A 26,048-nucleotide genomic window follows, 5' to 3' on the forward strand; every position below is an offset into this window, starting at 1 on the left:
GAAAAGGTTGCGCCTTCTTAGACCGCCCCCATGGGAGGCTCAAGCGTCAAGCGTCTTGAGCATCAAGAGATCATCTCGCGGAACTCCATTCACAATCACCGACCGCGGTCGCAGGCCGATTTTCTGAAACCCGCACGCCTCATAAAGTTTCCGCGCACCAAGGTTTTGAGCATCCACGCACAACTCTAGTTGCAGCACCCCCAATGCCGCTGCCACCTTTATGGCCTCTGTCATCAGAGCCTGCGCCAACCCGCGCCGCCGCGCAGAGGGATGCACATATAAAGGACCGATGTCCGCCATGTGGCGCAGCCGCTCAGGACCACCCCGACGAAACGCCACAAAAGCCAACAGATGGCCACCGCGAAACGCACCGATGACCTCGCCTGCTGTAAGCTTGGCTGCCAAGGCACTGTCGCGGGTGGCCACAGCCTCGTCAGCGGTCAATAGAAATGCAAAGGGATCTTCGGACAACCCATGCAGCCAAAGACCACGATAAGCGGTCAAATCATCCGCAGTCAGCGCTCTGATCATTCCGGGTGGGATGGCGTATTCTTGGACGGCGCCAGATAGGGGCGCGTCACGTCTTTCAACGCAACGTCCAATGCCTCAACCTTTAAGCGAATGGCACCATCCCCTGCCAATGTCAGGATCACAGACCCCTCGGCATCTTCACCCGCTTCAAAGCTGATAGCGAGCAGAGACAAGATGGTGTCGGCATCGCCGCGCTCCACTCCCTGAGAGGCCACGGACTGCACATTGTCGACCACCAGCAAACATTGCACGCGCTCCACCGAACGCTTGCGCAACTCTGCAGATTTCAGGTCTTCCCAACGAAAGCGATTGATCAACACGGCGAAGCGGCGCTCGGACGGCAGCCATTGCATTTCAGACGCCGGAAAAACTGCGTCCTGTGCCAAAGTCGACAGAACCTGCAGATCCTCTCCGTCCAAAGCGCCAAGATTCAGCGGACGATCGCCGCCGTCTTCAAACCGTGCATCTTGCGTCACTATTCTTTGACCCTCTCAATATGGGCACCAACATTGCCCAGCTTCTCCTCAACCCTCTCATAGCCGCGATCCAGATGATAGACCCGGCTGACGATGGTTTCACCTTCTGCGGCCAATCCCGCAAGGATCAAAGACACTGAGGCACGCAAATCCGTCGCCATCACCCGCGCGCCTTTGAGTTTTTCGACACCGTGGACCGTGGCAGTACCGCCCTGAACCTCGATGTTGGCGCCCATCCGGATCAGCTCTGGCGCATGCATAAAGCGGTTTTCAAAAATCTTTTCTTCCAGCACCGAGGTGCCAGCGGCCGTGCACATCATTGCCATGAACTGCGCCTGCAGATCCGTCGGAAAACCCGGGAACGGCTCTGTGGTGACGTCCACTGCTTTCACACGTCCGTTCTTGCGCGCCACCTTGAGGCCCGCTTTGGTCTCTTCCACATCGATGCCAGCTTCATGCAGCTTAGCAACAAAGCTTTCAACCAAATCCAGACGACCGCCCAGCAACTCAACTTCGCCGCCACAGAATGCCGGAGCCAACATAAAGGTGCCAAGTTCAATGCGATCTGTCACAACTGGATGCGTGGCCCCATGGAGGCGATCCACACCCTGAACAGTGATATCAGAGGTGCCATCACCCTCGATCTGCGCGCCCATCGCCCGCAAACAAGTGGCCAGGTCAACAATCTCAGGCTCGCGCGCTGCGTTTTTAATAACAGTGGTGCCTTTGGCCAGCGTTGCCGCCATCATGATGTTCTCGGTCGCACCAACAGAGGCAAAGCTCAGCTCGACGACCGCGCCTTTCAATCCGTTTGGCGCTTTGGCATGCAGGTAGCCGTCTTTCAGCTCGATCTCTGCACCCAGTTTTTCCAGACCAAAGATGTGCAAATCCATCGGACGCGCGCCAATCGCGCAGCCACCGGGAAGTGACACAACCGCATGGCCCAGCCGTGCCAGCATCGGACCCAGAACGAGATTGGACGCGCGCATTTTGCGCACGATGTCATAGTCCGCCACATGGTTGTTGATGTCGTGACTCGACATCGCCAACACCTTGCCGTCTTGCAAGCTTGTGACTTCTGCGCCCAGTGAGCCCAAGAGTTGGCTCATTGTCTTGATGTCGCTCAGTCGTGGCGCATTGGTCAGCGTAAGCGGCTCCTCACTGAGCAGCGTTGCCGGCATCAGCGTGAGACAGGCGTTTTTCGCTCCGGCAATCGGGATCTGTCCATTCAGCGGCCCATTCCCGCGTACAACAATTGAGTCCATTTAGTCTTGCCCTTTATTCTTATCTGCCTCGGTGGTGTCCGGCGCGTCAGTTGTTGCCCGCGCGCGCGCCTGCGCTTTGCGCCGCCCCATATTGGCTTTCAATGCAGCCTTTAACCGGTCTTCACGGCTTGAGGCAGTTTTTTTGACTTTATTTACAGGGGTCGTTTTACGTTCCATGCACTTTCCTTACATGAGCCGTAAAAAAGGGTCCAGATTGCGCTTGCACAGTCTGAAATTTGAGTCTAATCACCGCGCCACGGTAATGCTGTGGTAGCTCAGTGGTAGAGCGCACCCTTGGTAAGGGTGAGGTCGGGAGTTCAATCCTCCCTCACAGCACCATTCAACTCCCAAGCTTCTTTACGTAAGAGATCTGTGCCGCGCGCGCATTTGGTGCCCACAAAGAATGTCGCAATTTTGGCATCAATTTGAGGGTGTACTCACTGCCTTTGAAGCCGAATCTGGGCGGCAGATTTCCGCGCACTCGACGCCCCAAAACGGGCCGAATCTTGCCAGAACCGCGCTTATCGATTCGCATACCCCTACGTAAATCCAGACCTAGCGTTTACATATTGTGGCCAATTGGCGAAATTGAATGCCCCTGTTTTCATTTCAGCAACAATGCCGAGATGCCGATGTGACTGGGTGAACACAGCTCGCCTTAACCAAGAACTCCACTCGATTGGTTCAATTTTGGAAACGGCCGATGGCCTCCCGATGCCATCCAAGCGAACCTCAACGTAATAAAGGCCAAAATATGGCGTCAATATGCCTCGACACGCCCCATTTGGCGCCACAATTGCGCCCCAATTCGGAAACAATTCCAAAAATATCCTTGCTACATTAACCATCATGCAGAGGGCAACCCGCCGCATCTCGTCGTGTTTTCGTCAAATTTTGTATGTTTTTGTTTCTTCCCCGCCATCTTTCGCGCATATTTACGCCAAGTCCAACTGGGGGACTGAGTTCTGGCTTGGGGCAGCCAACAACATGTGATGGGCATTGTCGTGATGTCACTTCAAACCGCTGAATAGCGTCGCGCCTTCTGTGAGAAGTGGGTGAGGAACGCTTTGGTGTGTGAGGTGGCTGCGCTGTGGAGAAAGAGGGTATTATGGCTGATCCAAATGGACCGGGAATTGTGGACGGAACTGAAGAAGACGACATCATTGAAGTCGGCTCTACAGATTCGGACGGCGACACCGTAGACAGCAACGGCAACGCGATCAGCGCTCAAGACGGCGATGACAGCATCCATGCTGGCGCTGGGGATGACACAATCTTTGCTGGCAACGGCGACGACACAGTGCGTGCCGGAGACGGCGACGACGAAGTGTTTGGCGATGAAGTTGGCAGCCAAGATGGGGATGACCTCCCCGGCGACGATCACCTTGCAGGCGATGGCGGCAACGACACCGTTGACGGCATGGATGGCAACGACACCATCTATGGCGGCTACGCACCCGGCACCACACCCACCCCATCCTCCGGTGCCATCGAAAGCTTTAACTGGAGCGAGATCGGGACCCCGGCCGACGGCGACGTACTAAGCGAACCGTTTGTTCAGGACACAGGGTCAATTTCGGTCACCTACACCACCTCGAATATTGGCGGGGGTGACAACACCTTTGAAGACGACACACAGTTGCTCGATGGCATCGACACTGGCGGAGAGACCGGCGACGCAAACAGCGCAGCACGTTTGACCACCGGGTCTGGCGTCAATGCGTCAACCTCGCAAATGATTGCATTCTCCGAAGCGGTTGAAAACGTTCAGTTCCGCATCAACGACATCGACGAAAACTCTGTTGTGAAAGTGCTCGCGTGGGATGCTGAAGGCAACCCAATCGAAGTCACGTTCACTGCGGAAGACCTGTCCAACTTGAACGTTGTTGACATCGACGCTGCTCCGGGCAGCGAAGGTGCAATTTCGGATGGCTCTGCACCGGGCGATTCCACGGACGGTGCGAATTCGGTACTGGTCAACATTCCAGGCCCAGTAGCAAACTTTGAAGTGCGTCTCGTAAACCTGTCTGACGACCCTGCGGACGTCACAGTTTCTGACATCTTCTTTGAAGGTGGCGAAGGCGAGCTTCCTGTAGACGGCGACGACGTTTTGACCGGCGGTGCAGGCGAAGACCTGATCTACGGTCAGGAAGGGGATGACCTTCTCACCGGTGGCGACGGCATGGACACGCTGGATGGCGGCGCGGACTCCGACACAATTGTCGGTGGGTCTCACCTCGATCTGGTTGTTGGCGGCGAAGACGGCAACGACAACGACACGCTTGACCTGCGCGGTCAGGGTCCTGTGACAATCGTCTACGATCCGGAGAACGACGAAAATGGCGTCGTCGTGATCGATGAAACCGGCGAAGCTTTCGAATTCCACGAAATCGAGAACATCCTTTACGACGAACTGTCAGACCGCGACCGCGATGGCATCGTTGAAGGCACCGCTGCTGGCGAGCTGATCGACGACATCTACGCTGGTGATCCGGATGGCGATTTTGTCGACAACGAAGACAACATCTTCCCGGCTCTCGGCCCAAATGACGACATCATCGTTGGATACGGCGGCAATGACACCGTCGTCGCCGGTCCCGGCAACGACGTGGCCTTTGGCGGCGCGGGCGATGACGTTTTGGGCGGCGGCACCGGTGACGATAGCTTGGTCGGTGGCGCAGGCAACGATTTTGCCGAAGGTGTGCTGGGCGACGATCTGCTGATCGGCCGCGATGGCGACGACACGCTGACGGGCGGCGACGGCAATGACCGCCTGATCGGTGGGGCGGATGACGACGTTCTCGCCGGTGGCGCAGACGACGACACTCTGGAAGGCGGCGACGGCAACGACCAACTCGACGGCTCTCAGGGCAACGACGAGATGCACGGCGGCGCTGGCGACGATTCCCTTGACGCAGGCGGTGGCGACGACACGCTATTTGCGGGCGCAGGCGATGACTTCCTCGAAGGCAACCCGGGCGACGACGTGCTCTGGGGCGAAGACGGCAATGACACAATCCTCGGCAACGACGGCGATGACACCATCGACGGTGGCGCTGGCGATGATGTGATTTCCACCGGCCCGGGCGAAGATGTTGTCAACGCAGGTGATGACCGCGACACCATCATTGTTGTTGGTATCGACAATCAATTTGTGGACGGCGCAGAAGGCGGCGACGACTTCGACACGCTCGAAGTACGCGGCAATGCTGAAGTTGAATATGATCCTTTGAACCCTGAAAATGGGGTTGTCTACTATCTGGATGACAGCGACGTACGCACGGGGATCACCACAACCTTTGTGAACATCGAAAACGTTGTGATCGTGGACACCAGCGCGTTGGACGGCGTGGTCGAAGGCACTGATGGCGCAGATTTGATCGACGCCTCCTACATGGGTGATCCAGAAGGTGATCGCATTGACAACTTTGATGCGCTCGACAACTTCCTAGACGAGGCGCTCGACTCCACCGTACCTTCCAGCTTCTTTGAAGCACCAGGTGGTACACCACGTGGCGATGATCGCGACGCGGTTGACGCAGGCGCAGGTGACGACACCGTGTTGTCCGGCGAGGGCGACGATGTTGTGCACGGCGGCGCAGGCAATGACCTGATCGACGCGGGCGCAGGCTTTGACGATGTGTCCGGCGGCGATGACAACGACACCATCTTTGGTGGCATCGGCACCGACAAACTCTTCGGCGAAGACGGCGACGACGAACTTTGGGGCGGCGCACAAGGCGACAGCCTCTGGGGCGGCGACGGCGACGATGTCCTGATGGGCGAAGGCGACTCCGACCTTCTGGTAGGTGGCGAAGGCAACGACACAATCGACGGTGGCCAAGGCTCTGACATCATCGACGGCGGCGAAGGTGATGACAGCATCATCGGCGGCGACGGCGACGACATCATCTCAACCGGCGCTGGTGCAAACTACGTCGACGCGGGCTCCGGCAACAACGTTGTCATTGCGGGCATTGGTGATGACACGCTGATCGGTGGCATTGGCGGTGACGATATCGACGGTGGCGCAGGCGATGACTTGATCATTGGCGGCGCGGGCGAAGACACCATCGACGGCGGCGAAGGCAATGACCGTATCACCGGCGGAACCCCCGGCGTCACAGGCGTGGCCTCTGTTGGTCAAACACCTGACGTCCTGAACGGTGGCGACGGCGATGACATCATCAACGGCGACTCTGGTGATGACCGCATCAACGGCGGTGATGACAACGACAGCATCGGTGGCGGCATCGGCGGTGACACTATCCAAGGTGGTGACGGCGATGATGTGATCTACGGCGAAGACAGCTTTGATCTGGACACAGGTGAGCTGGTCGACCGCCCTGCTGATTTCGATGATGCGCTTGCGCTGGAACCTGGTGATGACGACATTCGCGGCGGGGACGGCAACGACGAAATCTACGGTCAAGAAGGTGACGACACCATCTCCGGCGGGGACGGCAATGACACCATCACCGGTGGCACCGGCACCGACGTCCTTTCAGGTGGCGATGATCGAGACCTCTTCATCATCAACTCTGCTGAAGAAGGCATTGGTGACGAAATCTTGGGTGGTGACGGTGGCGACGACCTCGACACACTTGATATCGCTGGTGAACGTGGCGTGGACTGGCGCCTGACCGATCTGGAAACTGACAGCGACGGCAACGGTCTCGACGGCACCGTCGAATTCCTCGACGGCGCGGGCAATGTCACCGGCACAGCAACCTTTGAGAACATCGAAATCGTTTGCTTCACACCCGGCACCAAGATCCTGACCCCGCTGGGCGAAGTTTCGGTGGAGAACCTGCAAGAAGGCGATCAGGTTGTGACACGTGACAACGGATTGCAAACCATCCGTTGGGCAGGTCGCAAACACGTTTCTGCGCAAGAGCTTATGGCCCGCCCAGAGTTCCGCCCAATCCTGATCAAACAGGGCGCGTTGGGTCCAAACCAGCCGGAACGTGACATGATGGTGTCTCCGAGCCACCGCATGTTGCTGGTGTCGGAACAGGCTGAGCTGTTGTTTGACGAACGCGAAGTTCTGGTTTCGGCCAAACACCTGCTGCATCTGGACGGTGTGGAGCAAGTGGACGCAGCTGGCGTCGACTACATCCACTTCATGTGTGACAACCACGAAGTGGTCCTCGCTGATGGTGCATGGAGCGAAAGCTTCCAGCCAGGTGAATACTCAATGAACGGGATCGGCAAAGAACAGCGTGATGAAATTTTCGCTCTGTTCCCCGAGCTGAAAGATCTTGACGGTCTGGCCAACTACACCACAGCCCGTCTGTCTCTGAAACGGCACGAAGCCAAACTGTTGGCCTAAGCGGCCTGCACAAAAGTTCGCTATGGGACGGGTCGACCTTCGGGTCGACCTTTCTCGTTTTGCGCACCCGATCTTCAAGGCTAGACATCGGACACCAACCTGGTGTCAAGTCTGTGTGAGCAACACCAAGGATCAGAGATAAACATGCCTGCAGCACCAAATGTTTTCAAAGCCGCGCTTGCCAAAAAACAACCTCAAATCGGCTGTTGGATGAATTTTGGCAGCACGGTCGGCGCAGAGCTGATGACCACCACAGGCTTTGACTGGCTGGTGATCGACGGCGAACACGGCCCCAATGACCTTCTCTCCATCACCGACCAACTCCGTGTGCTACATGGCACAACCAGCCACGCGGTGGTGCGTGTACCTGTTGGCGAAGCTTGGATATTAAAGCAGACCCTGGATGCAGGCGCGCAAACCGTGCTGGTTCCTATGGTCGACACCGCGCAACAAGCAGAGGCAATCGTGCGCGCGTGCCACTATGCGCCTGATGGTATCCGCGGCTTGGGAGGTATAGGCGCGCGCGTGACGGGCTTTGGCTCAGTCACAGAGTATGCCACGACCGCAAACGCTCAAATCTGTGTTTTGGTACAGGCTGAAACCCGCGCCGCGATCAGCAACCTTGATGACATTCTGGCAGTTGACGGCGTTGACGGTGTGTTCATTGGTCCCGCAGATTTGTCAGCAGACATGGGGTTCCCCGGCAACAGTGACGCCCCCGAAGTTCAAGCTGTGATTGAAGACGCCATTCAACGCATCGCAGCCGCAGGTAAAGCGCCCGGCATCCTCACCTTCTCATTACAGCACGCGCAAAGGTATCTCTCGCTTGGGGCCACATTTGTCGCCGTTGGCATAGACACCTTTGTGTTGGCGACCGCAGCACGATCGTTGTCCGCAGAGGCCAAGTCTTTGCTACCCAAGGCATAGTGAAAGACGCCCCAATCGGGCGTCTTCCTTTATAGGTAACAGCGCCTTAGCCTTCTTTGGGTGTGTACCAAATCGGCGACGAATACGCCCGTTCCTGATGGATCAATACCGCGTCTTCCGGCAACTCAATGCCATAGCGCACTTTGTCATAGAGCACCCAGCGCGGCGTTGGAATTTCCAGCGCTCGCACATAATAAAACGCTGGCTCAGATGCATCAAACTCTGGGTCTGTCCAAACCGTGGTTAGCTCCGAAGCACCAATTGTATTGCTCCAACTGGCGCTTTCGATGTCCACTGTATTGCCCACTGCTGGCAACTTCCCCTCGGCATCCGGCGTACGGTCGCCAGACCAAACCACATCAAAGACTTTTTCATGGAGTGCCCCTTCAGCATCCATCCAGCCTTTCACAACTTGCATCCGGTCTAAATTGGCACCAATCGGATCGCGCAGTGCCACCAACAAGAAGCTCGGCGCGCCTTCGCCTTCCGTCGGGCGTAGATCACTGCCCATTGGCACACCCTTGGAATACCCAATCACAGCCGGATTGCGGTTACGCAAATCATCTTCGTCAAACTCCCAGCCACCGAAGAACCGCAGGCCAATGCGTGGGCCCGTTGTCGCGTAGGTCTCACGGCGCTTGAACGCATCAAAAATCGCAGACCGGGTGTTTTCTGTCGCCCAAACAGCTGTATACCCCGACGCCACCAACATGTGCCCGTCAATCCGGCCCAACGCGCTTTCGATAAACGGATGCTCGATGCGTGTTGGAGACGGCTCCACACTGACGGACTTTGAGAAGAAGTTCTCTTCCTCTGCTGTGGTCAACGCTGTGTGGCTGTCCGTCGCGCCGCCCAATCCAAACTTGTACGGGTTTACACCCAACTGTTTCTCAAGCGCCAAACCACGTTTGAGCGCCTCACGCGCATACTCCCCGCCCAGCATACCCTCGGTTTTCACCTCGGTCAGATCAAGGTTCCCGACATCCCAGTTTTCATAATCCGCGAATTCGTCATTGGGGCTAAGATAGGGGTGCGCCTCGCCGTCACCTTTGATCTGCGTGATTTCATAGTGCGGCTCCCACTTGGCACGCAATTGCGCGTACTCTTTGTCTACTTTGCCACCGTGATAGGTATCCTCAGTCGGGAACATCCATCCATTCGACAGGTTGCCGTTGTGTGCAAACGCCACCGCACGGCCCCCGGTTTTCTCCTGATATTCTTCCAGCCAGTTCCAAAGATGAAACGGATCTGTGTCGCCATAAGGCGGTTGTGTGACGGGTGGCACCATCTGCAAGGCGCGGGTTGCACCATCACGCAACATCACGTTGCGATGAAGGTTGAAACCTTTGGGAACAGACGTCCATTCAAACCCAATAAAGGCTGAGAACCTCCCCGGATCATTGTGGGTCTCCGCGGCATCCACAATTTTTTCCCAAGTGAACGCATACGGGTCTGCACCCGGGCTGTAGTTTTCCAAAAGCAATTCTGGCAACGTCATTTGAGAGAAGTTGGTGATCAGATCAAATGCTGTTTTGCCGGCCTCAGCCCCACCTTTTTTATACCCCTCGTACCACTCCCGCCCTTTCGGGTCCGCCAGAACACCGGGTTTTCCGGCCTGCAAGTCCGGTGCAAACCCCATCAAATCCGTGTGGTCGGTCAACACCATCCAATCAAGCGGACGGCTCAATTTCACTGGCTGCCCGGTGGAAGACATTACCTGCTCACCTTTTGCGAACCGCCACGCGTCATCTGGCCCCAAGATATTGCCAAAGGCTCCGGCATCCAGCGAAAGCCCTGTGTGCAAATGGGTCTCCCCCCACAAAGGAAACATTGGAAAGTCCCGATTTGCATAGGGTGAATACGGAGCCTCAGAAAAACTCCCCTCCGCGGCCTCTTCCGATGGCACCACCTGTGCCAAACCCGGGCCGGCAACCAACGCCAATCCAACACCCAAAACAGTGGTTTTAAGCAGATCAGATCTCAGAAATCGTTTCTTCTCAAAAGCGTTTCTCAATAACATCGCGAGCCTCCCAGAATACAATGCAGCGACCCGCGCCTAGATCGCGCAGGTCCAATTCAATAATTGAATAGTGCCGTGGTATAAGAGAAGCCTAACCGGACCGTCTTGTTTTCCAAAGAAAAAACGTAGTTTCGTTCGGCAAACCCTAAAATCCAGCCAGCCGCTCAGCAAACCAAAACGTCGCCACCGCGCCGATGCCATACCCCGAAACCGTTCGCAGAACCGGGGTCATAGACCTGTCACGTCGCATCTGCGCAATTGTCCAGCGCCCCGCAAACAACAGACCAGCCATCACAGCGACAAACACCAGCTGCCCGGCCTCCACACCGAGGTTAAACGCCACAAGTGCTGCGAGGATGTCCTGCTGTGGCAAACCAATCTCACGCAGTGCGCCCGCAAATCCCAGCCCATGTAGCAATCCAAACAGAAAACACACCCGCCACGGGTTACGCCCGGCGGCGCTGTTTTGCCCGCGCAGAATTTCAAGTGCAAGAAACACGATGGACAGTGCGATCACTGCCTCAACCGGCGGTCCTGGCACCCGGATGACATCCAGCGCAGACAAGCCCAAAGTGATCGAATGCGCCACAGTGAACGCTGTCACAGCCCCCACCAGTTGCCACATTGTGCCCACCAATAGCATCAACGCAAACACGAACAGCAAATGGTCGTATCCCTCTAGAATGTGCTCAAAGCCCAACGGAAAATAGCTTCCAAACACCGCCAAAGCTCCGGGGTCAGCCGACACAACAAATTGGGTGGTATGGCTGGTCAGTCGCGCAGTTTGCGCGCCATCACCCGGCGTGGCAACCACCCGAAGCAACACATCAGTGCGCTGTGCATCCAACCCGTCGATGGCGATGACATGTCCTGCCAAACCGCCTTCACACGTTGTAATCCACCCGCTTTGCCAGGCTTGGCCATCAGAGCGCAGTTTTGGGCCGAGCCCGGGATCACACGTCTCCGGCAGGCGCAGGGACACATCCATAGGCGCGCCTTGAACATCTGGCACGCGCACACTGACACTGTACTGTTGTCCACCAAATGGTCGAATGTCGACGTAACCAGGGTCAAGTTCGTGCGCCTGTACGCCGCAGGCAACAACGATACTCAAAATCGCAGCCATTGCCCCAGATATGTAGGTCCAAACCCGTGTCATTGCGCCAGCACCGCCGCAATCTCGGCCGGCTCAGGCAGTGTCACCTCATATTGAGCGACAAGCTCAACAAGCATGTCTTGCTGCAAAATCGCCGCTTGTGCGTCTCGCCAATCCGTCAAAACAGCGGCCTGCACTTCCTCAAATGCCGGCACAACTTCTGGCGCAACCGACGTCACCTTCACCGCGTGCACGCCAAAAGCCGATGTCACCGGCCCACTCCAAACATTCAGCGTCAGGGGGTCCAAAACCGGTACAAAACCACGCCCAAAGACCCCTTCTACTTGACGAGCACTCGCCTCCGTCAACGTCGATGGCAACCCGGTTCTTTCGCCGACGGTGGCCGGATCTGCGCCCGCATTCAGCGCTTCAAGGGCAGTGGTCAACTCATCTGGGTTTTCTAAATTCCCAAAAAACACCTGAGTAAACGTATAGGTTTGCGCAGTGGCATAGCGTCTTTGATTTTCGTCAAAATAGGCACGCAACACATCTGGGTCTGGCACCGCTGCCTGCGCGGCCCCATCCACCAAAAACCGCATCTTCTGAGCCAATCGCTGCCGAATGACGCCATCCCCTTGATCCATACCAAGCGCCAACGCTTCGCGCACCAACGCTTCCTCTGTCACAAGCTGATCAAGATACTGCGTCACCTCATCTGGGCTTGGCGGACGGCTCAGTGTTTTCTGCATCCGCGCGGCCAGTACAGCGACCTCTTCGACAGAAAATGTGATGTTGTCAGGTTCCGCATCCGGTGAGGCGTCTATCAAATGGAAATAGCCAAACACAGCCCCGGCCAGCACCGCAAAATGAAAAAACGGATCTCTCAAAAATTGGCCCACGCCCATCACGTCCTCTTAAATAACCTAAATCTCAGGCCACCCTATGTGTTGATGGGTCACAATCAAGCCTCAGCGGACGAAATTGCAGCCAATCTGTGCAAAAAATGGGCAGCCCCGTATGCGACCGACCTGCAACTCTTTCTACGTTTCATTGAAAATAGGCTGGCGCAGCCCTTAAAAACCAAGGATATGGAAGGCGACCGCACCAAGGATCACGCGCGCATGCCGGTCAACTCTGGATAGGGTGCTGAAGTTTACCTTGCAGAGTCCACGGCCCAGTTTCTAGGGTAAGCACGCATGAAAACAAGTGGTTTGGACACAAAGGGTGTGACCAAGACCGCGCACTGGGGGACGCCAATGACCACACCGCTACTCTCAATCTCGGGATTGACCAAGACATATCCTGGGGTGGTGGCCAATGATGATGTGTCCTTTGATATTGGTCCCAACGAAGTGCACGCGCTGCTTGGCGAAAATGGCGCCGGAAAATCCACGCTGGTCAAAATGATCTACGGCCTTGTGAAACCCGACAGCGGCACCATGACTTGGCAGGGCCAACACTTTGCGCCGCCAGAGCCCAAAGCCGCTCGCGCCACCGGCGTCGCCATGGTGTTTCAGCATTTCTCCCTGTTTGACGCACTCAACGTGGCAGAGAACGTCGCACTTGGCATGGAAAACCCACCCGCCATGAACGATCTCGCCCGCCGCATCCGCGAGGTCAGCGAGACATACGGCCTGCCGCTTGATCCTGACCGCACCGTGGGCGACCTCTCCGCAGGCGAACGTCAGCGCGTGGAAATCATCCGCTGCCTGCTGCAAGACCCCAAACTGCTGATCATGGATGAACCCACCTCAGTTCTGACCCCACAGGAGGTCGAAATCCTGTTTGAGACCCTCAACAAGCTGAAATCCGAGGGCACCTCTATCCTTTACATTTCTCACAAGCTTGAAGAAATTCGCACGCTGTGTGACCACGCCACCATTCTGCGCCTCGGCAAGAACGTCGGCGAATGTGTACCTGCGGAGACGTCGGCGCGCGATATGGCGGAAATGATGGTTGGAGACACACTTCAAACCCCAACCCGCGCCGCAGAGAAGGCGGGCGAGGTTGTGCTGGATGTGTCAGGCCTGTCGCTGAAACCATCCAATCCATTTGGCACCACGCTCAAAAACATCCACTTCACCGTTCGTGCGGGCGAAATCCTTGGGCTGGGCGGTGTCGCAGGCAACGGTCAAGACGAACTTCTGGCCGCCTTGTCTGGCGAGGCGCTCACACCAGCGGATGCGATCAAAGTCAAAGGCGAAGACGTCGGCAACCTCGGCCCCAATGCCCGGCGTGAACGTGGCATCCTTGCCGCGCCAGAAGAGCGCCTCGGCCACGCCGCCGCACCAGACATGAGCCTCACCGAAAATGCGCTTCTGACGGGTGGCATTCGTGAGAAATTGACATCAAATGGCTTTGTGAACTGGTCCAGCGCCACTGAGTTTGCGCAGAAGATCATCGAGCGGTTTGACGTCCGCACTCCCGGCACCCATGTTGCTGCGCGCGCGCTGTCAGGCGGCAACCTGCAGAAATTTGTGATCGGCCGCGAAGTGCTGCAACGCCCCGAGGTGCTGGTGGTCAACCAACCCACATGGGGTGTGGACGCCGCCGCAGCCGCCGCGATCCGTCAGGCGCTGCTGGATCTCGCCGCAGGCGGCGCTGCGATTGTGGTGATCTCCCAAGACCTTGATGAGCTCATGGAAATCTCTGACCGCTTCGGCGCGCTCAACGAGGGCCGCATGTCCGACATCCGCCCCGCCGCCGGGCTCAGCATTGACGAAATTGGCCTGATGATGGGCGGCGCCCACGGCATGGAAGTCGCCCACGTTGGCGCAGAAGATCAAGAAGGAGCAGGCGCATGATCGCGCTACAAAAACGCCCCACCCCGTCGCGCGCCCTATCGCTGGCCACCCCAATCATCGCGGTGATCATCACTATGATCATGGGCGGCATTCTTTTTGCCGTGCTTGGCAAAAACCCGTTTGAGGCCATTCGCACCATTTTCTACGATCCGGTTTTTGGGGAGTTCGCCTTCTACTACCGCCCACAGCTATTGGTCAAAGCCGCCCCTCTGGTGCTGATCGCCATTGGCCTCTCTCTGGGCTTCAAGGCAGGCATCTGGAACATCGGCGCCGAAGGCCAATACATCATGGGCGCGATCTGCGGCGCGGCTGTCGGTCTTGCGGTCTATCCCACGGAAAGCCGCCTGATCTTCCCGGTAATGATCCTTGCGGGCGCGTTTGGTGGCTGGGCTTGGGGCATGATCCCCGCGCTTTTGAAGGTCCGCTTTGGCACCAATGAAATCCTTGTATCTCTGATGCTGGTCTATGTGGCGGAACAGTTCCTCGCCTCCATGTCACTGGGCCTGTTGCGCAACCCAGAAGGCCACGGCTTTCCGGGCTCCCGCAACTTCGGCGACTACCCCGCCGCCAGCAGCTGGATCAACGAAGCCGTCGGCCTGCACTGGGGCATGGCCTTTGCCTTCATCGCAGTGATCTTTGCCTATGTGCTGCTCAACCGGCACATTCTTGGCTTCAACATCCGCCTCACCGGCGAAGCCCCCCGCGCGGCGCGGTTTGCGGGCGTGAACCCCACCCGCCTGATCCTCTTTTGCCTCGGAACGTCCGGCGCACTGGCCGGTTTGGCCGGCATGTTTGAGGTCACCGGCCCCTCAGGACAGGTCAACATCGACTTTGCCTCAGGCTACGGATTCACCGCCATCATTGTCGCCTTCCTCGGCCGCCTGCACCCGGTCGGCATCTTGCTCGCAGCCCTGCTCATGGCGCTGACCTACGTTGGCGGTGATCTGGCCCAAGGCAACCTCGGCCTGCCTTCGGCCGCCATTCAGGTCTTCCAAGGTATGCTGCTGTTCTTCCTGCTCGCACTTGATCTGCTCACCAACTACCGCGTTGTGCTGAAAACAAAGGGAGCCGCGTGATGTCCGCCCAAGGAACAAACGTTAGGCCAATTGAAGCACTAATAAACGCTGCTGTGCTCTGCATCGGCATCCTATGTGGTTACATGTATACTTGGCTTCTTGCATCAGCGAACAGCTTCAATGAATTTGCGTTTTGGCTTGGGGTACTCGCATTTTTTTACCTCGTGAACCTTCCGTTCCTACTGGCCTTTCAACACTCTCCGAAGTTTTTTCGTTGGGCCAAACGCAAAGTAACCGGAGCCGTGGCAAGGCCAGTCAACGAAGAAAAAGCGGCAAAAGACAAAGCGCGACAAGCGCTGTCCGTCAAAAATTTTTACGTCGGCCTAGCGATTGGTGTGCTCGCTCGGTTCGCCCGGATCTTCTACCTAAAACTCATCGGAGGAGCCGCCTAATGGACCTTTCCGCCATCAACCCCGTCCTGCTGATCGCCTCTCTGATGGTTGCCGCCACCCCGCTGCTTCTGGCCGCCATCGGTGAACTCGTCGTGGAAAAATCCGGCGTGCTCAACCTCGGTGTCGAAGGCATGATGATCATCGGCGCCATTTCGGGCTTTGCCATCGCGGTGCAAACCTCCTCTCCAATGCTAGGCTATTTGGCCGCGATTTTTGCGGGTGCAGTAATTTCTCTTCTTTTTGCCTTCCTGACCCAGTTTGCATTGGCAAACCAGGTGGCCTCCGGTCTGGCGCTCACGCTCTTTGGCCTCGGTCTCTCAGCATTGATGGGCAAAACATTTGTCGGACTGAAACCTCCAGAAACAGAACGGTTAGATATTCCGGTGCTTTCGGATATTCCGGTTCTTGGACCGATCCTCTTCTCTCACGACCCTGTGCTCTATGTCGGCGTCGTCCTCACCGCTGCTGTCTGGTGGTTTCTGAAATACTCGCGCGGCGGGCTGATCCTGCGCGCTGTGGGCGAAAGCCATGACGCCGCCCATGCGCTGGGATATAACGTGATCCGCGTGCGCATTCTGGCGATCATGTTCGGTGGCGCCTGCGCAGGTCTTGGCGGCGCCTATATTTCGCTCATTCGTGTACCACAATGGACCGAAGGCATGACCGCGGGCATCGGCTGGATCGCCTTGGCCCTTGTGGTGTTCGCGAGCTGGAAGCCATGGCGCGTTCTATTGGGTGCCTATCTTTTTGGCGGCATCAACGTGTTGCAACTCAATCTTCAGGCCGCAGGCATTGCAATTCCGGTCGAATATTTGGCAATGTCGCCTTATCTTATAACCATCTTGGTGCTCGTCATCATGTCGGCTGACAAAAGCGGTGCACCCGCCGCGCTCGGCCGCACCTTCCACGCCTCTCAATGAGGCACACAACAAAAAACTGCTACCAACAGGGGGAATTCCCGAAATGAAACTGACCAAACTTCTGACCGGCGCTACAATGGCGCTGGGTCTTGCGACCACTGCCATGGCCGACACCACCAAAGTGGGTTTTGTCTACGTAGGCCCCGTGGGCGACGGCGGCTGGACCTATGAGCACGACCAAGGCCGCAAGGCTGTGGTTGAGGCGTTTGGCGACAAGGTTGAAACCACCTTTGTTGAGAACGTTCCAGAAGGGGCCGATGCTGAGCGTGTGATCACTCAGATGGCGCTGCAAGGCGCAGACCTGATCTTCACCACCTCTTTTGGCTATATGGATCCAACCATCAACGTTGCCAAAAAATTCCCTAAGGTGAAGTTTGAGCACGCCACTGGCTACAAACAGGCTGACAACGTGTCCGTCTACTCCGCACGCTTTTACGAAGGCCGCGCAGTTCAGGGCCACATCGCAGGCCAGATGACCAAGACCAACAAAATTGGCTACATCGCCTCCTTCCCAATTCCAGAAGTGATCCGTGGCATCAACTCCGCCTACATCCACGCTAAGGCTGTGAACCCAGACATCGAATTCTCCATCATCTGGGCCTACACTTGGTTTGACCCCGCCAAAGAAGCGGACGCGGCCAAAGCGCTGATCGAACAAGGCGCCGACGTGATCCTGCAGCACACCGACTCCACGGCACCACAAGCTGCGGCACAAGCTGCTGGCAACGTGATCACATTTGGTCAGGCCTCTGACATGTCCGAATACGCTCCGTTCCCACGTGTGTCCTCCATCATCGATGACTGGGGCCCCTACTACGTGGCACGCACCCAGGCCGTCATGGACGGCACATGGGAATCTGTTTCCACATGGGACGGCATTGGCGCCGGCATGGTTGGCATCGGTGAAATCTCCGACGCAGTTCCAGCAGAGATCAAAGCCTCCGCAATGGAAATGGTCGCAGCACTCGCAGACGGCTCCTACCACGCCTTCACCGGCCCGCTAAACAAGCAGGACGGCTCTGCATGGTTGGCCGAAGGTGAAACCGCACAAGACTACAGCGACGACGGTCTGGCTGGCATGAACTTCTACGTTGAAGGCATCACCGCCGAGATCCCGAACTAAGTGGATCGCTCTTTAACTATCTCAAAGGCCCGCCTCATCGGCGGGCCTTTTTTAGTATCTCTGCGCGTCACAACTTTTCGGCCTCCAGTACCGCCTTCATCTGGCGAAACCGGCTAACAGCAGATCGCACGGCAAATCACCGTTCAAGACGTAGACGGCCTATTGCGGCCGACCGATGACCAAAACTGACCTACAAGGCGACCTGATACCCAAACTGAATGCCATAGTCCTTCGTGTCTTCGAGCAACTTCCCTGCATCAAAGTCAATTCTCAACACGCCGCCACCGATGGCCTGACGAAGACCAAGCCCCACCCGCGGTGCGGTAAATTGGCTTCGACCCAACAGACTGTCATCAATTCGGCTGTGTTCCAGCGCGAGGCTGGCATAGGGCGCGAGCCCCCCTATCTGTCGCGGCACCAAAGCCACACTGGCCCCCACACTTGCAGTCCAAGCCTTTAGTGATCGCGCGTCAACGGGGACGCCGCCTGAAAAATGTGGCGGCTGGTCATCGGAAAACCCGCTGAGCCGCAAGAACGGAGCCACGTCTAACGATGGCAACGCAATCGCGCCATATAGGGAAAGCCCACCACTCAACCGCGTCGAGCGAAACTGGGCGCTGTCGACTGTAAATTCCGGCTCCGCGTAGCTTGCATGCCCTTCCAGTGTCAGGTTGTGCGCAAGGCTCGCTGCGAAATAGGGACCGATGCTATAAGACTGGTCCTGAATGGTCGTGCCGGGACCGTTTACCACATTCAGGGCACCATAGTGCAAAGCAGCCCCGACAAGCGCGGTGCCACCTGGAAGCAAAACGTCTGAGCCCGCAGCTAATGCGTCATGGTGACCATCCAGCCCACCGTCCAGGACTCTTCGCTCCGCCGAAAACCAAGCATTCCATGGCGAAACCGTGCCACCTGCGAGTGCTTCTGTGGACAGAAATACCTCATTTCGGCTGACGGCCTCCGTCGATCTCTGTCCCAAACGAATGCTGGTATTGCGCTGCAAGGCGCTCATGGTGCTGCCGATGTGTGCACTGGCGCTGGCTTTGACCAAGTTGCCAAAAGTCTGCCTCCAGTAAGCAACATTACGAGCTGGAACGCAATTTGCGTTCGCTTTGTACCAGAGATGTTCACCGGTCGCGTTTTCAAACAATAGTACGTAGTCGCCGTCGTCCAAGGCTTCAAAGGTGAATACATCCCCGGGGTTCACCGTTTCGCGGTGACGCGTACCGCCTTTTTCCCGAAAATCAAAACTCAGCGTCCCTTCCCCGAAGAACTGAAATGTCATCAGGTCATGCTTGGACAAGGGGATCGTAAATCTGGCCACTTCGCCTGCTGAGGCCGCAATATCCATTTCATATTGTGCCTCGGAATCATAACATCGCCACATTCCGTAGTCGCTAACATTGGTGCTGGCGTGCGTTTGCATGGCAAAGGCGCTCAGCACCACCGCAACACCTGCAGAAATCAACAGGCTATCAAACCTTTTTAAAATCAATGACATGATTAAACTCCCCAAAAACACCACACTCTAGGGGCGAAATGACTTCGATACCCTTAATTCAAAGGAGAGTTCACAGAGTGCAAAAAGGCCCACCAATTTGGCGGGCCTTATTTTTAGTGTGCCAGACATATTTGGGGCCAAGAGACCTAAGTGATCGTGAAAACGAAACGCACTTGTCGTCCTAAGACAATTCTCCCGCGTCACAACACCGCCATTTGACAGCCGCCACCGCTTGCGCCCACAGTTATCACATACTCCAAAAGGATTTTGTGATGACTCGTTTGACAGCCACGTTTGGCGGACTAGCACTGTACACCATTCTATCCGCGCCCCTTCTCGCCCAAGAGATCGCAGACACAATTTATTCCGGCGGCCCCATCCTCACCATCAACGACGCGGCCCCGCGCGCCGAGGCTGTGGCGGTGAAAGATGGCCGCATCCTGGCTGTTGGCGCGCGCGCCGATATGCTCGCGCATCAGGGCGATACCACTCAAGTGTTTGATCTGAACGGCCGCACGATGCTGCCGGGCTTTGTGGACAGCCACGGCCACGCTGTCATGGGCGGCTTGCAAGCGCTCTCCGCCAACCTGCTCGCGCCACCGGATGGCAAAGTACAAGACATCACCTCCCTGCAAGACACCCTGCGCACTTGGATCGCCGACAACCAAGCGGCCATCGCGGCGGCCAACCTCATTGTCGGCTTTGGCTATGACCAATCCCAACTGGCCGAGTTGCGCCACCCCACCAAAGAAGATCTCGACGCGGTCTCCCAAGACGTGCCGATCATCGTCGTGCATCAGTCCGGCCACTTCGGCGCGGCCAACTCTGCCGCACTCGCCGCAGCTGACATCACCCGCGCCACCCCCATCCCGCCCGGTGGTGTGATCCGCTACGCTGACGATGGCACTCCCAATGGCGTGCTCGAAGAGAACTCCTTTTTCCTTGTCTTAGGCAAACTGATGGGCGGCATTGGCGAAGAGGGTTTTAAAACCTTCGCCCGCGCTGGCACACAGCTCTGGGCCAGCTTTGGCTACACCACTGCACAGGAAGGCCGTGCCACACCACAAGTGGCCGAAATCGCCCGCGCCGTAGCCGCCGCCGGAGACCTCCCGGTAGATCTCGCCGTTTACCCAGACGTGTTGGTTGATCGCGACTACATCTTGGCCAACAGATCAGACACTTATGAAAACGGCGTGCGCATCGCCGGGGCCAAACTCACCATCGACGGCTCTCCCCAAGGTTTCACCGCCTTGCGTGACCGCCCCTACTATGACCCCGTGGGCAGCTATCCGCCCGGCTACAAAGGCTACTCTGCCGCCAGCGAAGACCAAGTCAATGACGCCATCGAATGGGCGTTTGAAAACGACATACAAATCCTAACTCACGCCAATGGCGAAGGCGCCTCAGACATGCTGCTTTCCGCCATCAAGGCAGCCGAGGCCAAACACGGGATCGACGACAGGCGTCCGGTGCTGATCCACGGCCAATTCCTGCGCAAAGACCAAGTGGCGGAGATGCACGACCTCAATGTCTTCCCGTCGCTCTTTCCTATGCACACGTTTTATTGGGGCGACTGGCACCGTGATTTCACCGTCGGTCCCATCAATGCTGACAACATCTCCCCCACCGGCTGGGTGCGCGAACGCGGTATGATGTTTGGCACCCACCACGATGCGCCCGTCGCCTTCCCTGACAGCATGCGCGTGTTGTCCGCCACAGTCACCCGCCGCACCCGATCCGGTGATATCCTCGGCCCTCATCAACGCGTGGACGTTATGACAGCACTTAAAGCCATGACCCTCTGGCCAGCCTATCAACACTTTGAAGAAGACAACAAAGGCTCTATCGAAGTGGGTAAAATCGCGGATTTCGTGATCCTGTCTGACGACCCAACCGCCATCGACCCGGAGACGCTGGCAACCCTTAAGGTGCAGGTGACCATCAAGGAAGATCAGGAGATTTACCGCGCCACAGATGGCCCAAAGAAGGCAGAACTGATCCCACCGATGGGCCACCACGTTTTGGATGTCGCCCACGCCGCAACCCGCTCGAACTGATGCCACCAAAAACATGACCAGACCGCCAGAGGGTCAGCTTCAGGTAAATCCCACACCGTCCTCACGGAAGTATCACAAAAACGTTTTTTGTTTATTTTCAAATAATTGAAACACCCGCACTAACCTTTGGATTAGAAACCCTGATCCAAATGATCTGCACGCTCCGTAGCCTTAGCATCAACAATGGAGAGGAAAGATCATGTTCAGACGCACCTTTATCGCGACGGTTTTGGGCACTGCAATCGCTGTCACTGGCGCAACTTTTGCGACTGCCGAGCACCATGGCAACAAGATGGATATCGTTGACACCGCCGTGGGCGCAGGAAGCTTCACAACGCTGGTTGCCGCTGTGAAAGCTGCAGGCTTGGTGCACACTTTGAAAGGTGAAGGTCCGTTCACCGTGTTTGCCCCCACAGATGAGGCCTTCGCGGCGCTCCCCGAGGGCACAGTTGAAACGCTTCTGTTGCCGGAGAACAAGGATCAGCTGGTTGCGATCCTCACCTACCACGTGGTGCCTGCCAAAGTGATGTCCGGCGACATCGCGGGCAAGAAAGCCCAAGTGCTCACGGTTGAGGGCGACCGTCTGAACGTGAACGCCCGAAATGGCGTGAAGGTAAACGACGCCAAAGTTGTGTCTGCGGACATCGGCGCGACCAATGGAGTGATCCATGTGATCGACAAAGTGCTGATCCCCGGCAGCTAACCCGGCTCTCAAAAGTCATGCGGGCGCAGCGATATGCGCCCGCATGCGGGTGTCAAAAACTCCGCAAACAGCTCAACTTCATCCAATAGTCTTTGGGGTCCTACAGAAACTTCCCGGTTTCCAGATCCAGCGCCGATTGCCCGGACCTATTGTCGAAATGTGATAAGCTCACGCTTACCAAATCGCTTCGTGTCGGTCGACTAAAACGCCATGTGATAGCCAAACCGAACACCGTAGTCGCGCGTATTTTCCAGCACGTGCCCTGCATCCACATCAACCCGCAATGTGCCGATACCCGCCTCCCGAGACACGCCAAAGCCAAACCGAGGCTTCGTAAAACGACTGGCGTCATTGACATCATCCTCCACAATCGAATGCTCCAAAGCCAAACTTGCATAGGGTGCATACCCATCCAACGTCGCCGGGCGCAGTGTCACGCGCGTGCCCAGACTGGCTGTACGCGCAGAAATCGAGCGGGCGGATACGGAAACCCCATTGGCAAAGTGGTCCGGTTGGCTTTCATGAAAACTGCTGAACTGGGCAAATGGCGACAGATCAAACCGACCCATCTCAACGTCCCCATGCAACGAGATGCCACCACTCCAGCGCGTCGACTGAAACCCATCGGCACCAATCTCATATTGCGGTTCTGAATAGGTCAGATGCCCTTCCAATGTTAGGTTCTGGGTCAATCGCGCGGCAAAGAAAGGCCCCACACTATAGGACCGGTCCTTGATGTTGGTGCCCGCACTGTTGTCCACATTCAACCGTCCTGCATGCACGACAACACCGAGCAATCCATTGCCATCCGCAATCAAGCGATCCACGCCCAGCGCCACATTGTCATGGGTCCCGTCGATCCCCCCCTCCAGAAAGCGCCGCTCCGCTGAGAGCCATGCATTCCATACGGCGCCGGCACCTTGGTTCAACGAGTCGGTTGAAAGGAAAATGTCGTTGCGGCTTACAGCGTCAAACCCGCCACCGCCAAACCGACCGGCGCTATTGGCCTGCAGCGCCTTTGACACACTGCTCAATTGCGCGCTTGCAGCCCCATTAACAGCCTGACCAAACTGCGCCTTCCAAGCGCTGACATCAGCGGCGCTCACGCAGTAGACATCAATAATACTGACTTCGTTGTCAGTCCGGATGCTGTCGAAAATCAAATCGGCTGGCGCGGTTTCCCTGGCCGTATGTGAGAAAAACTCTGTTGGCTGTACCACCCGGTCAATCGATTGCCGGTGGAGGAGGAGAAAGGTAAATTCGGTCTCATGAGCCCCGACAAATCGAAAACTCACTTGATCACCCGCCTTCAGGTACGCCTCAAAAGTGGCGGTTCCCTCCAACCTCGGCCCTGTCCCTATTCCGGGTAGAGAGTAGCGCCCAAATTCGTACCTCTCCGGATCAGCCCCAGTGTAGCAATTCAGGAAGTGAGCCTCGTCAAAGTCGTGCCCCGCATGCGCCAGAGACGCCCCCAAAGCCAGGGTCGCGAGCCAAACACAGCACGCTCTTCCCAAATACATTTTTGAATATTTCAAGACCATGCGGCACAATCCAATGAAAACTTGTGAACACAGTAGTCGCGCAATCTTTATTTTCTGTAATGATGTGACATGGCCTTAAGAAACAAAAACGGCCCACCAAAATGGTGGGCCGCATACCGTTGGTGCCTCTGAAGAGTCCTTAGCCAGAGATGAGGCCAAGGCTTTCCAGCTTCAGGATCACCTGATGGGCGCAGTTGTCCACATCAGTGCCTTCGGTTTCAACACGCAGCTCAGGGTTTGCTGGCACATCATATGGGTCAGAAATACCTGTGAACTCTTTGATCTTGCCTTCACGCGCCAGCTTATAAAGCCCTTTGCGGTCGCGGCGTTCACACTCTTCAATCGATGTCGCAACGTGCACTTCAACAAAGGCACCAAAAGCTTCGATGTCTTCACGAACCGCGCGGCGGGTGGTTGCATATGGGGCAATCGGTGCACAGATCGCGATACCACCGTTTTTGGTGATTTCAGACGCCACATAGCCGATACGACGAATGTTCAGATCGCGGTGCTCTTTGGAGAACCCCAGCTCTGAGGACAGGTTTTTCCGCACAATGTCGCCATCCAGCAGCGTCACGGGGCGGCCACCCATTTCCATCAGCTTGACCATCAAAGCATTTGCAATGGTGGATTTGCCGGAGCCGGAGAAGCCCGTGAAGAACACAGTGAAACCTTGATTGGCACGTGGTGGGCGGGTCTTGCGCAGCTCTTTCACCACTTCGGGGAAGGAGAACCACTCAGGGATTTCCAGACCTTCTGCCAGACGACGACGCAGCTCTGTGCCGGAAATGTTCAGGATGGTGACGTCGTCTTTGTCCTGAATTTCATCCATTGGCTCATACTGCGCGCGCTCCTGCACCCACACCATGTGTTTGAAGTCGACCATTGTGATGCCGATTTCTTCTTCATTGGCGCGGAACAGGTCTTGCGCGTCATATGGGCCGTAAAAGTCTTCACCAGCGGAGTTTTTGCCGGGGCCGGCGTGGTCACGACCAACGATGAAGTGGGTGCACCCGTGGTTGGCGCGGATCAGGCCATGCCAAACGGCTTCACGTGGGCCTGCCATACGCATTGCCAGATTCAGCAAAGACATGGAGGTGGTGGACTGGGGATACTTGTCCAGAACCGCCTCATAGCAACGCACGCGGGTGAAGTGGTCAACGTCGCCCGGCTTGGTCATGCCCACAACGGGGTGGATCAAAAGGTTGGCCTGCGCTTCTTTGGCGGCGCGGAACGTCAGCTCTTGGTGTGCACGGTGCAGCGGGTTGCGGGTTTGGAACGCAACCACTTTGCGCCAGCCCATTTTGCGGAAATACGCGCGCAGCTCGTTTGGTGTGTCGCGACGGGCACGGAAGTCATAGTGCACAGGTTGTTGAATGCCGGTCACCGGGCCGCCCAGATAAACCTTACCTGCTTGGTTGTGCAGATAGTTCACGGCGGGGTGCGCATCATCATCCGCACCAAACACTTTTTCCGCTTCCAGCGCTTTGTTTGGCACCCAGTTGTCGGTCACTGTCATCGTCGCGAGGATCACGCCTTCCTGATCGCGCAGTGCGATGTCTTGGCCCTCTTCCAGCGAGGCTGCAAAATCCTCAGACACATCCAAGTTGATGGGCATTGGCCACAACGCGCCGTCTGCCATACGCATGTTTTCGACCACGCCATTGTAGTCGGCTTCAGTCAGAAAACCTTTCAGCGGGTTGAACCCACCGTTCATCAAGAGTTCCAGATCGCAGATCTGACGCGGTGTCAGGTCCCAGCTGACCAAGTCAGCCGCTTCCACTTTCATTTTCTGAGCGCTCTCATAAGAGACATACAGCTCAGGAATAGGTGCCAGGTTATTTTGCATAGGATGTGTCCTGTGTTTGATAGGGACCAGGCCGCTTGCCGAGCCTGTCAGTTCCGCATGCAGCGCGTCGTAGTCTGCGAGTTTGCGGGCGAGGAATTGATCTGTGAGCCGCACTTTCTCCGCTGCGCCGCGCGCGGTCAGCGAATAGGCAAACCTCTGTCGCTTGTCCGGGCCTGCGCGATCACTAATGGTGATCAACCCGGCTTCTGCCGCAGTGCGCAGTTGCGCATTCAGACGCCCCAAAGAGATGCCCACCGCGGCCGCAGTGGCGCGTTGAGAAGCCTCCGGCGCCAAATCGAGCTGGCGCAGCAGTCGGAAGAGCACGTCTTCCTCATCAGAGGTGGGTTTGGCGGTCTGAAACGACATAACAATCGACTCAAAGTGTGTTCACGAATGAACACATAGGTCGAAACACCAAAATCGCAAAGCCCTAAT

20 protein-coding genes and 1 tRNA gene are annotated in these 26,048 nt (G+C 56.8%); 11 read left to right on the forward strand and 10 right to left on the reverse strand.

The features are described from left to right. Nucleotides 1-39: 39 nt before the first annotated feature. Genes ABWV47_RS07930 through ABWV47_RS07945 form a run of 4 tightly spaced genes read right to left on the reverse strand, consistent with a single transcriptional unit; the run spans nucleotide 40 to nucleotide 2,449 of the window. Nucleotides 40-531 carry a GNAT family N-acetyltransferase gene (locus ABWV47_RS07930; RefSeq protein WP_353310498.1) on the reverse strand — a complete coding sequence of 164 codons (492 nt, stop codon included), beginning with the start codon at nucleotides 529-531 and terminating at the stop codon, nucleotides 40-42. Continuing rightward, the gene (locus tag ABWV47_RS07935) at nucleotides 528-1,007 is read right to left on the reverse strand and encodes a DUF2948 family protein (RefSeq protein WP_353310500.1); all 480 of its coding nucleotides are present in this window, start codon (nucleotides 1,005-1,007) and stop codon (nucleotides 528-530) included. The genes ABWV47_RS07930 and ABWV47_RS07935 overlap by 4 nt, the downstream gene beginning before the upstream one ends. Further along, nucleotides 1,007-2,272, reverse strand: a complete 1,266-nt coding sequence (gene murA, locus ABWV47_RS07940; protein WP_353310502.1) for a UDP-N-acetylglucosamine 1-carboxyvinyltransferase — start codon at nucleotides 2,270-2,272, stop codon at nucleotides 1,007-1,009. The genes ABWV47_RS07935 and murA overlap by 1 nt, the downstream gene beginning before the upstream one ends. After that, nucleotides 2,273-2,449 (reverse strand): hypothetical protein, encoded by a 177-nt coding sequence (locus tag ABWV47_RS07945; protein ID WP_353310504.1) that lies wholly within the window; start codon nucleotides 2,447-2,449, stop codon nucleotides 2,273-2,275. Nucleotides 2,450-2,536: 87 nt separating this feature from the next. On the opposite strand from ABWV47_RS07945, the gene ABWV47_RS07950 reads away from it, so the two are divergent. The 3 genes from ABWV47_RS07950 (at nucleotide 2,537) to ABWV47_RS07960 (ending at nucleotide 8,531) form a co-directional block, all read left to right on the forward strand. Further along, nucleotides 2,537-2,611, forward strand: a tRNA-Thr gene (locus ABWV47_RS07950). A 769-nt stretch (nucleotides 2,612-3,380) separates the two neighbouring features. After that, nucleotides 3,381-7,604: a Hint domain-containing protein gene (locus ABWV47_RS07955; protein ID WP_353310506.1), complete on the forward strand. Its 4,224-nt coding sequence runs from the start codon at nucleotides 3,381-3,383 to the stop codon at nucleotides 7,602-7,604. 144 nt (nucleotides 7,605-7,748) lie between these two features. Beyond that, the gene (locus ABWV47_RS07960) at nucleotides 7,749-8,531 is read left to right on the forward strand and encodes an HpcH/HpaI aldolase family protein (RefSeq protein WP_353310508.1); all 783 of its coding nucleotides are present in this window, start codon (nucleotides 7,749-7,751) and stop codon (nucleotides 8,529-8,531) included. 46 nt (nucleotides 8,532-8,577) lie between these two features. Here the strand turns inward: ABWV47_RS07960 and ABWV47_RS07965 are convergent, their stop codons facing one another. The 3 genes from ABWV47_RS07965 to ABWV47_RS07975 form a co-directional block, all read right to left on the reverse strand. Beyond that, on the reverse strand, nucleotides 8,578-10,551 hold the full coding sequence (locus ABWV47_RS07965; RefSeq protein WP_353310510.1) for a DUF3604 domain-containing protein: 1,974 nt from the start codon (nucleotides 10,549-10,551) through the stop codon (nucleotides 8,578-8,580). A gap of 145 nt (nucleotides 10,552-10,696) precedes the next feature. Beyond that, nucleotides 10,697-11,677, reverse strand: coding sequence for a HupE/UreJ family protein (locus ABWV47_RS07970; protein WP_353310512.1), 981 nt, complete (start codon nucleotides 11,675-11,677; stop codon nucleotides 10,697-10,699). Nucleotides 11,678-11,706: 29 nt separating this feature from the next. Further along, complete coding sequence (locus tag ABWV47_RS07975) at nucleotides 11,707-12,492, reverse strand: peptidylprolyl isomerase (protein WP_353310514.1); 786 nt, start codon at nucleotides 12,490-12,492, stop codon at nucleotides 11,707-11,709. Between ABWV47_RS07975 and ABWV47_RS07980 the strand changes: the two genes are divergently transcribed. The 6 genes from ABWV47_RS07980 to ABWV47_RS08005 all read left to right on the forward strand — a co-directional run bounded on the left by ABWV47_RS07980 (nucleotide 12,475) and on the right by ABWV47_RS08005 (nucleotide 17,962). Next, nucleotides 12,475-12,789 carry a hypothetical protein gene (locus tag ABWV47_RS07980; protein ID WP_353310516.1) on the forward strand — a complete coding sequence of 105 codons (315 nt, stop codon included), beginning with the start codon at nucleotides 12,475-12,477 and terminating at the stop codon, nucleotides 12,787-12,789. The two genes, ABWV47_RS07975 and ABWV47_RS07980, sit on opposite strands and share 18 nt — an antisense overlap. A gap of 114 nt (nucleotides 12,790-12,903) precedes the next feature. Further along, nucleotides 12,904-14,451: an ABC transporter ATP-binding protein gene (locus ABWV47_RS07985; protein ID WP_353310517.1), complete on the forward strand. Its 1,548-nt coding sequence runs from the start codon at nucleotides 12,904-12,906 to the stop codon at nucleotides 14,449-14,451. Then, complete coding sequence (locus tag ABWV47_RS07990) at nucleotides 14,448-15,527, forward strand: ABC transporter permease (RefSeq protein ID WP_353310519.1); 1,080 nt, start codon at nucleotides 14,448-14,450, stop codon at nucleotides 15,525-15,527. The genes ABWV47_RS07985 and ABWV47_RS07990 overlap by 4 nt, the downstream gene beginning before the upstream one ends. Then, on the forward strand, nucleotides 15,527-15,919 hold the full coding sequence (locus ABWV47_RS07995; protein ID WP_353310521.1) for a hypothetical protein: 393 nt from the start codon (nucleotides 15,527-15,529) through the stop codon (nucleotides 15,917-15,919). The genes ABWV47_RS07990 and ABWV47_RS07995 overlap by 1 nt, the downstream gene beginning before the upstream one ends. After that, the gene (locus ABWV47_RS08000) at nucleotides 15,919-16,839 is read left to right on the forward strand and encodes an ABC transporter permease (protein WP_353310523.1); all 921 of its coding nucleotides are present in this window, start codon (nucleotides 15,919-15,921) and stop codon (nucleotides 16,837-16,839) included. Before ABWV47_RS07995 ends, ABWV47_RS08000 begins: the two co-directional genes overlap by 1 nt. Before the next feature lie 43 nt (nucleotides 16,840-16,882). Further along, nucleotides 16,883-17,962: a BMP family ABC transporter substrate-binding protein gene (locus tag ABWV47_RS08005; protein WP_353310525.1), complete on the forward strand. Its 1,080-nt coding sequence runs from the start codon at nucleotides 16,883-16,885 to the stop codon at nucleotides 17,960-17,962. 190 nt (nucleotides 17,963-18,152) lie between these two features. Here the strand turns inward: ABWV47_RS08005 and ABWV47_RS08010 are convergent, their stop codons facing one another. Then, nucleotides 18,153-19,463, reverse strand: coding sequence for an autotransporter domain-containing protein (locus tag ABWV47_RS08010; protein ID WP_353310527.1), 1,311 nt, complete (start codon nucleotides 19,461-19,463; stop codon nucleotides 18,153-18,155). 272 nt (nucleotides 19,464-19,735) lie between these two features. Here ABWV47_RS08010 and ABWV47_RS08015 point away from each other — a divergent pair, with 272 nt between their 5' ends. Together ABWV47_RS08015 and ABWV47_RS08020 are read left to right on the forward strand one after the other, a co-directional pair. Beyond that, nucleotides 19,736-21,520 carry an amidohydrolase gene (locus ABWV47_RS08015; protein ID WP_353310529.1) on the forward strand — a complete coding sequence of 595 codons (1,785 nt, stop codon included), beginning with the start codon at nucleotides 19,736-19,738 and terminating at the stop codon, nucleotides 21,518-21,520. 199 nt (nucleotides 21,521-21,719) lie between these two features. Next, nucleotides 21,720-22,223: a fasciclin domain-containing protein gene (locus ABWV47_RS08020; RefSeq protein WP_353310531.1), complete on the forward strand. Its 504-nt coding sequence runs from the start codon at nucleotides 21,720-21,722 to the stop codon at nucleotides 22,221-22,223. A 200-nt stretch (nucleotides 22,224-22,423) separates the two neighbouring features. On the opposite strand, the gene ABWV47_RS08025 is transcribed toward ABWV47_RS08020, so the two are convergent. Both ABWV47_RS08025 and ABWV47_RS08030 read right to left on the reverse strand, forming a co-directional pair. Further along, nucleotides 22,424-23,743, reverse strand: a complete 1,320-nt coding sequence (locus tag ABWV47_RS08025) for an autotransporter outer membrane beta-barrel domain-containing protein (RefSeq protein WP_353310533.1) — start codon at nucleotides 23,741-23,743, stop codon at nucleotides 22,424-22,426. 160 nt (nucleotides 23,744-23,903) lie between these two features. After that, the gene (locus tag ABWV47_RS08030; protein ID WP_353310535.1) at nucleotides 23,904-25,979 is read right to left on the reverse strand and encodes a bifunctional sulfate adenylyltransferase/adenylylsulfate kinase; all 2,076 of its coding nucleotides are present in this window, start codon (nucleotides 25,977-25,979) and stop codon (nucleotides 23,904-23,906) included. Nucleotides 25,980-26,048: the final 69 nt, after the last annotated feature.

Source organism: Shimia sp. NS0008-38b (genome assembly GCF_040370365.1).
Lineage (GTDB): Bacteria > Pseudomonadota > Alphaproteobacteria > Rhodobacterales > Rhodobacteraceae > Shimia.

Bases quoted from the DNA above. Each gene is read 5' to 3' on its own strand.
- ABWV47_RS07995 (WP_353310521.1), top strand. From the start codon at position 15,527: ATGTCCGCCCAAGGAACAAACGTTAGGCCAATTGAAGCACTAATAAAC.
- ABWV47_RS08000 (WP_353310523.1), top strand. From the start codon at position 15,919: ATGGACCTTTCCGCCATCAACCCCGTCCTGCTGATCGCCTCTCTGATG.
- ABWV47_RS07945 (WP_353310504.1), bottom strand. From the start codon at position 2,449: ATGGAACGTAAAACGACCCCTGTAAATAAAGTCAAAAAAACTGCCTCA.
- ABWV47_RS07980 (WP_353310516.1), top strand. From the start codon at position 12,475: ATGGAAATAGCCAAACACAGCCCCGGCCAGCACCGCAAAATGAAAAAA.
- ABWV47_RS07985 (WP_353310517.1), top strand. From the start codon at position 12,904: ATGACCACACCGCTACTCTCAATCTCGGGATTGACCAAGACATATCCT.
- ABWV47_RS07930 (WP_353310498.1), bottom strand. From the start codon at position 531: ATGATCAGAGCGCTGACTGCGGATGATTTGACCGCTTATCGTGGTCTT.
- ABWV47_RS07960 (WP_353310508.1), top strand. From the start codon at position 7,749: ATGCCTGCAGCACCAAATGTTTTCAAAGCCGCGCTTGCCAAAAAACAA.
- ABWV47_RS07970 (WP_353310512.1), bottom strand. From the start codon at position 11,677: ATGGCTGCGATTTTGAGTATCGTTGTTGCCTGCGGCGTACAGGCGCAC.
- ABWV47_RS08025 (WP_353310533.1), bottom strand. From the start codon at position 23,743: ATGTATTTGGGAAGAGCGTGCTGTGTTTGGCTCGCGACCCTGGCTTTG.
- ABWV47_RS07965 (WP_353310510.1), bottom strand. From the start codon at position 10,551: ATGTTATTGAGAAACGCTTTTGAGAAGAAACGATTTCTGAGATCTGAT.
- ABWV47_RS08030 (WP_353310535.1), bottom strand. From the start codon at position 25,979: ATGTCGTTTCAGACCGCCAAACCCACCTCTGATGAGGAAGACGTGCTC.
- ABWV47_RS08005 (WP_353310525.1), top strand. From the start codon at position 16,883: ATGAAACTGACCAAACTTCTGACCGGCGCTACAATGGCGCTGGGTCTT.
- ABWV47_RS08020 (WP_353310531.1), top strand. From the start codon at position 21,720: ATGTTCAGACGCACCTTTATCGCGACGGTTTTGGGCACTGCAATCGCT.
- ABWV47_RS07990 (WP_353310519.1), top strand. From the start codon at position 14,448: ATGATCGCGCTACAAAAACGCCCCACCCCGTCGCGCGCCCTATCGCTG.
- ABWV47_RS07955 (WP_353310506.1), top strand. From the start codon at position 3,381: ATGGCTGATCCAAATGGACCGGGAATTGTGGACGGAACTGAAGAAGAC.
- murA (WP_353310502.1), bottom strand. From the start codon at position 2,272: ATGGACTCAATTGTTGTACGCGGGAATGGGCCGCTGAATGGACAGATC.
- ABWV47_RS08010 (WP_353310527.1), bottom strand. From the start codon at position 19,463: ATGTCATTGATTTTAAAAAGGTTTGATAGCCTGTTGATTTCTGCAGGT.
- ABWV47_RS08015 (WP_353310529.1), top strand. From the start codon at position 19,736: ATGACTCGTTTGACAGCCACGTTTGGCGGACTAGCACTGTACACCATT.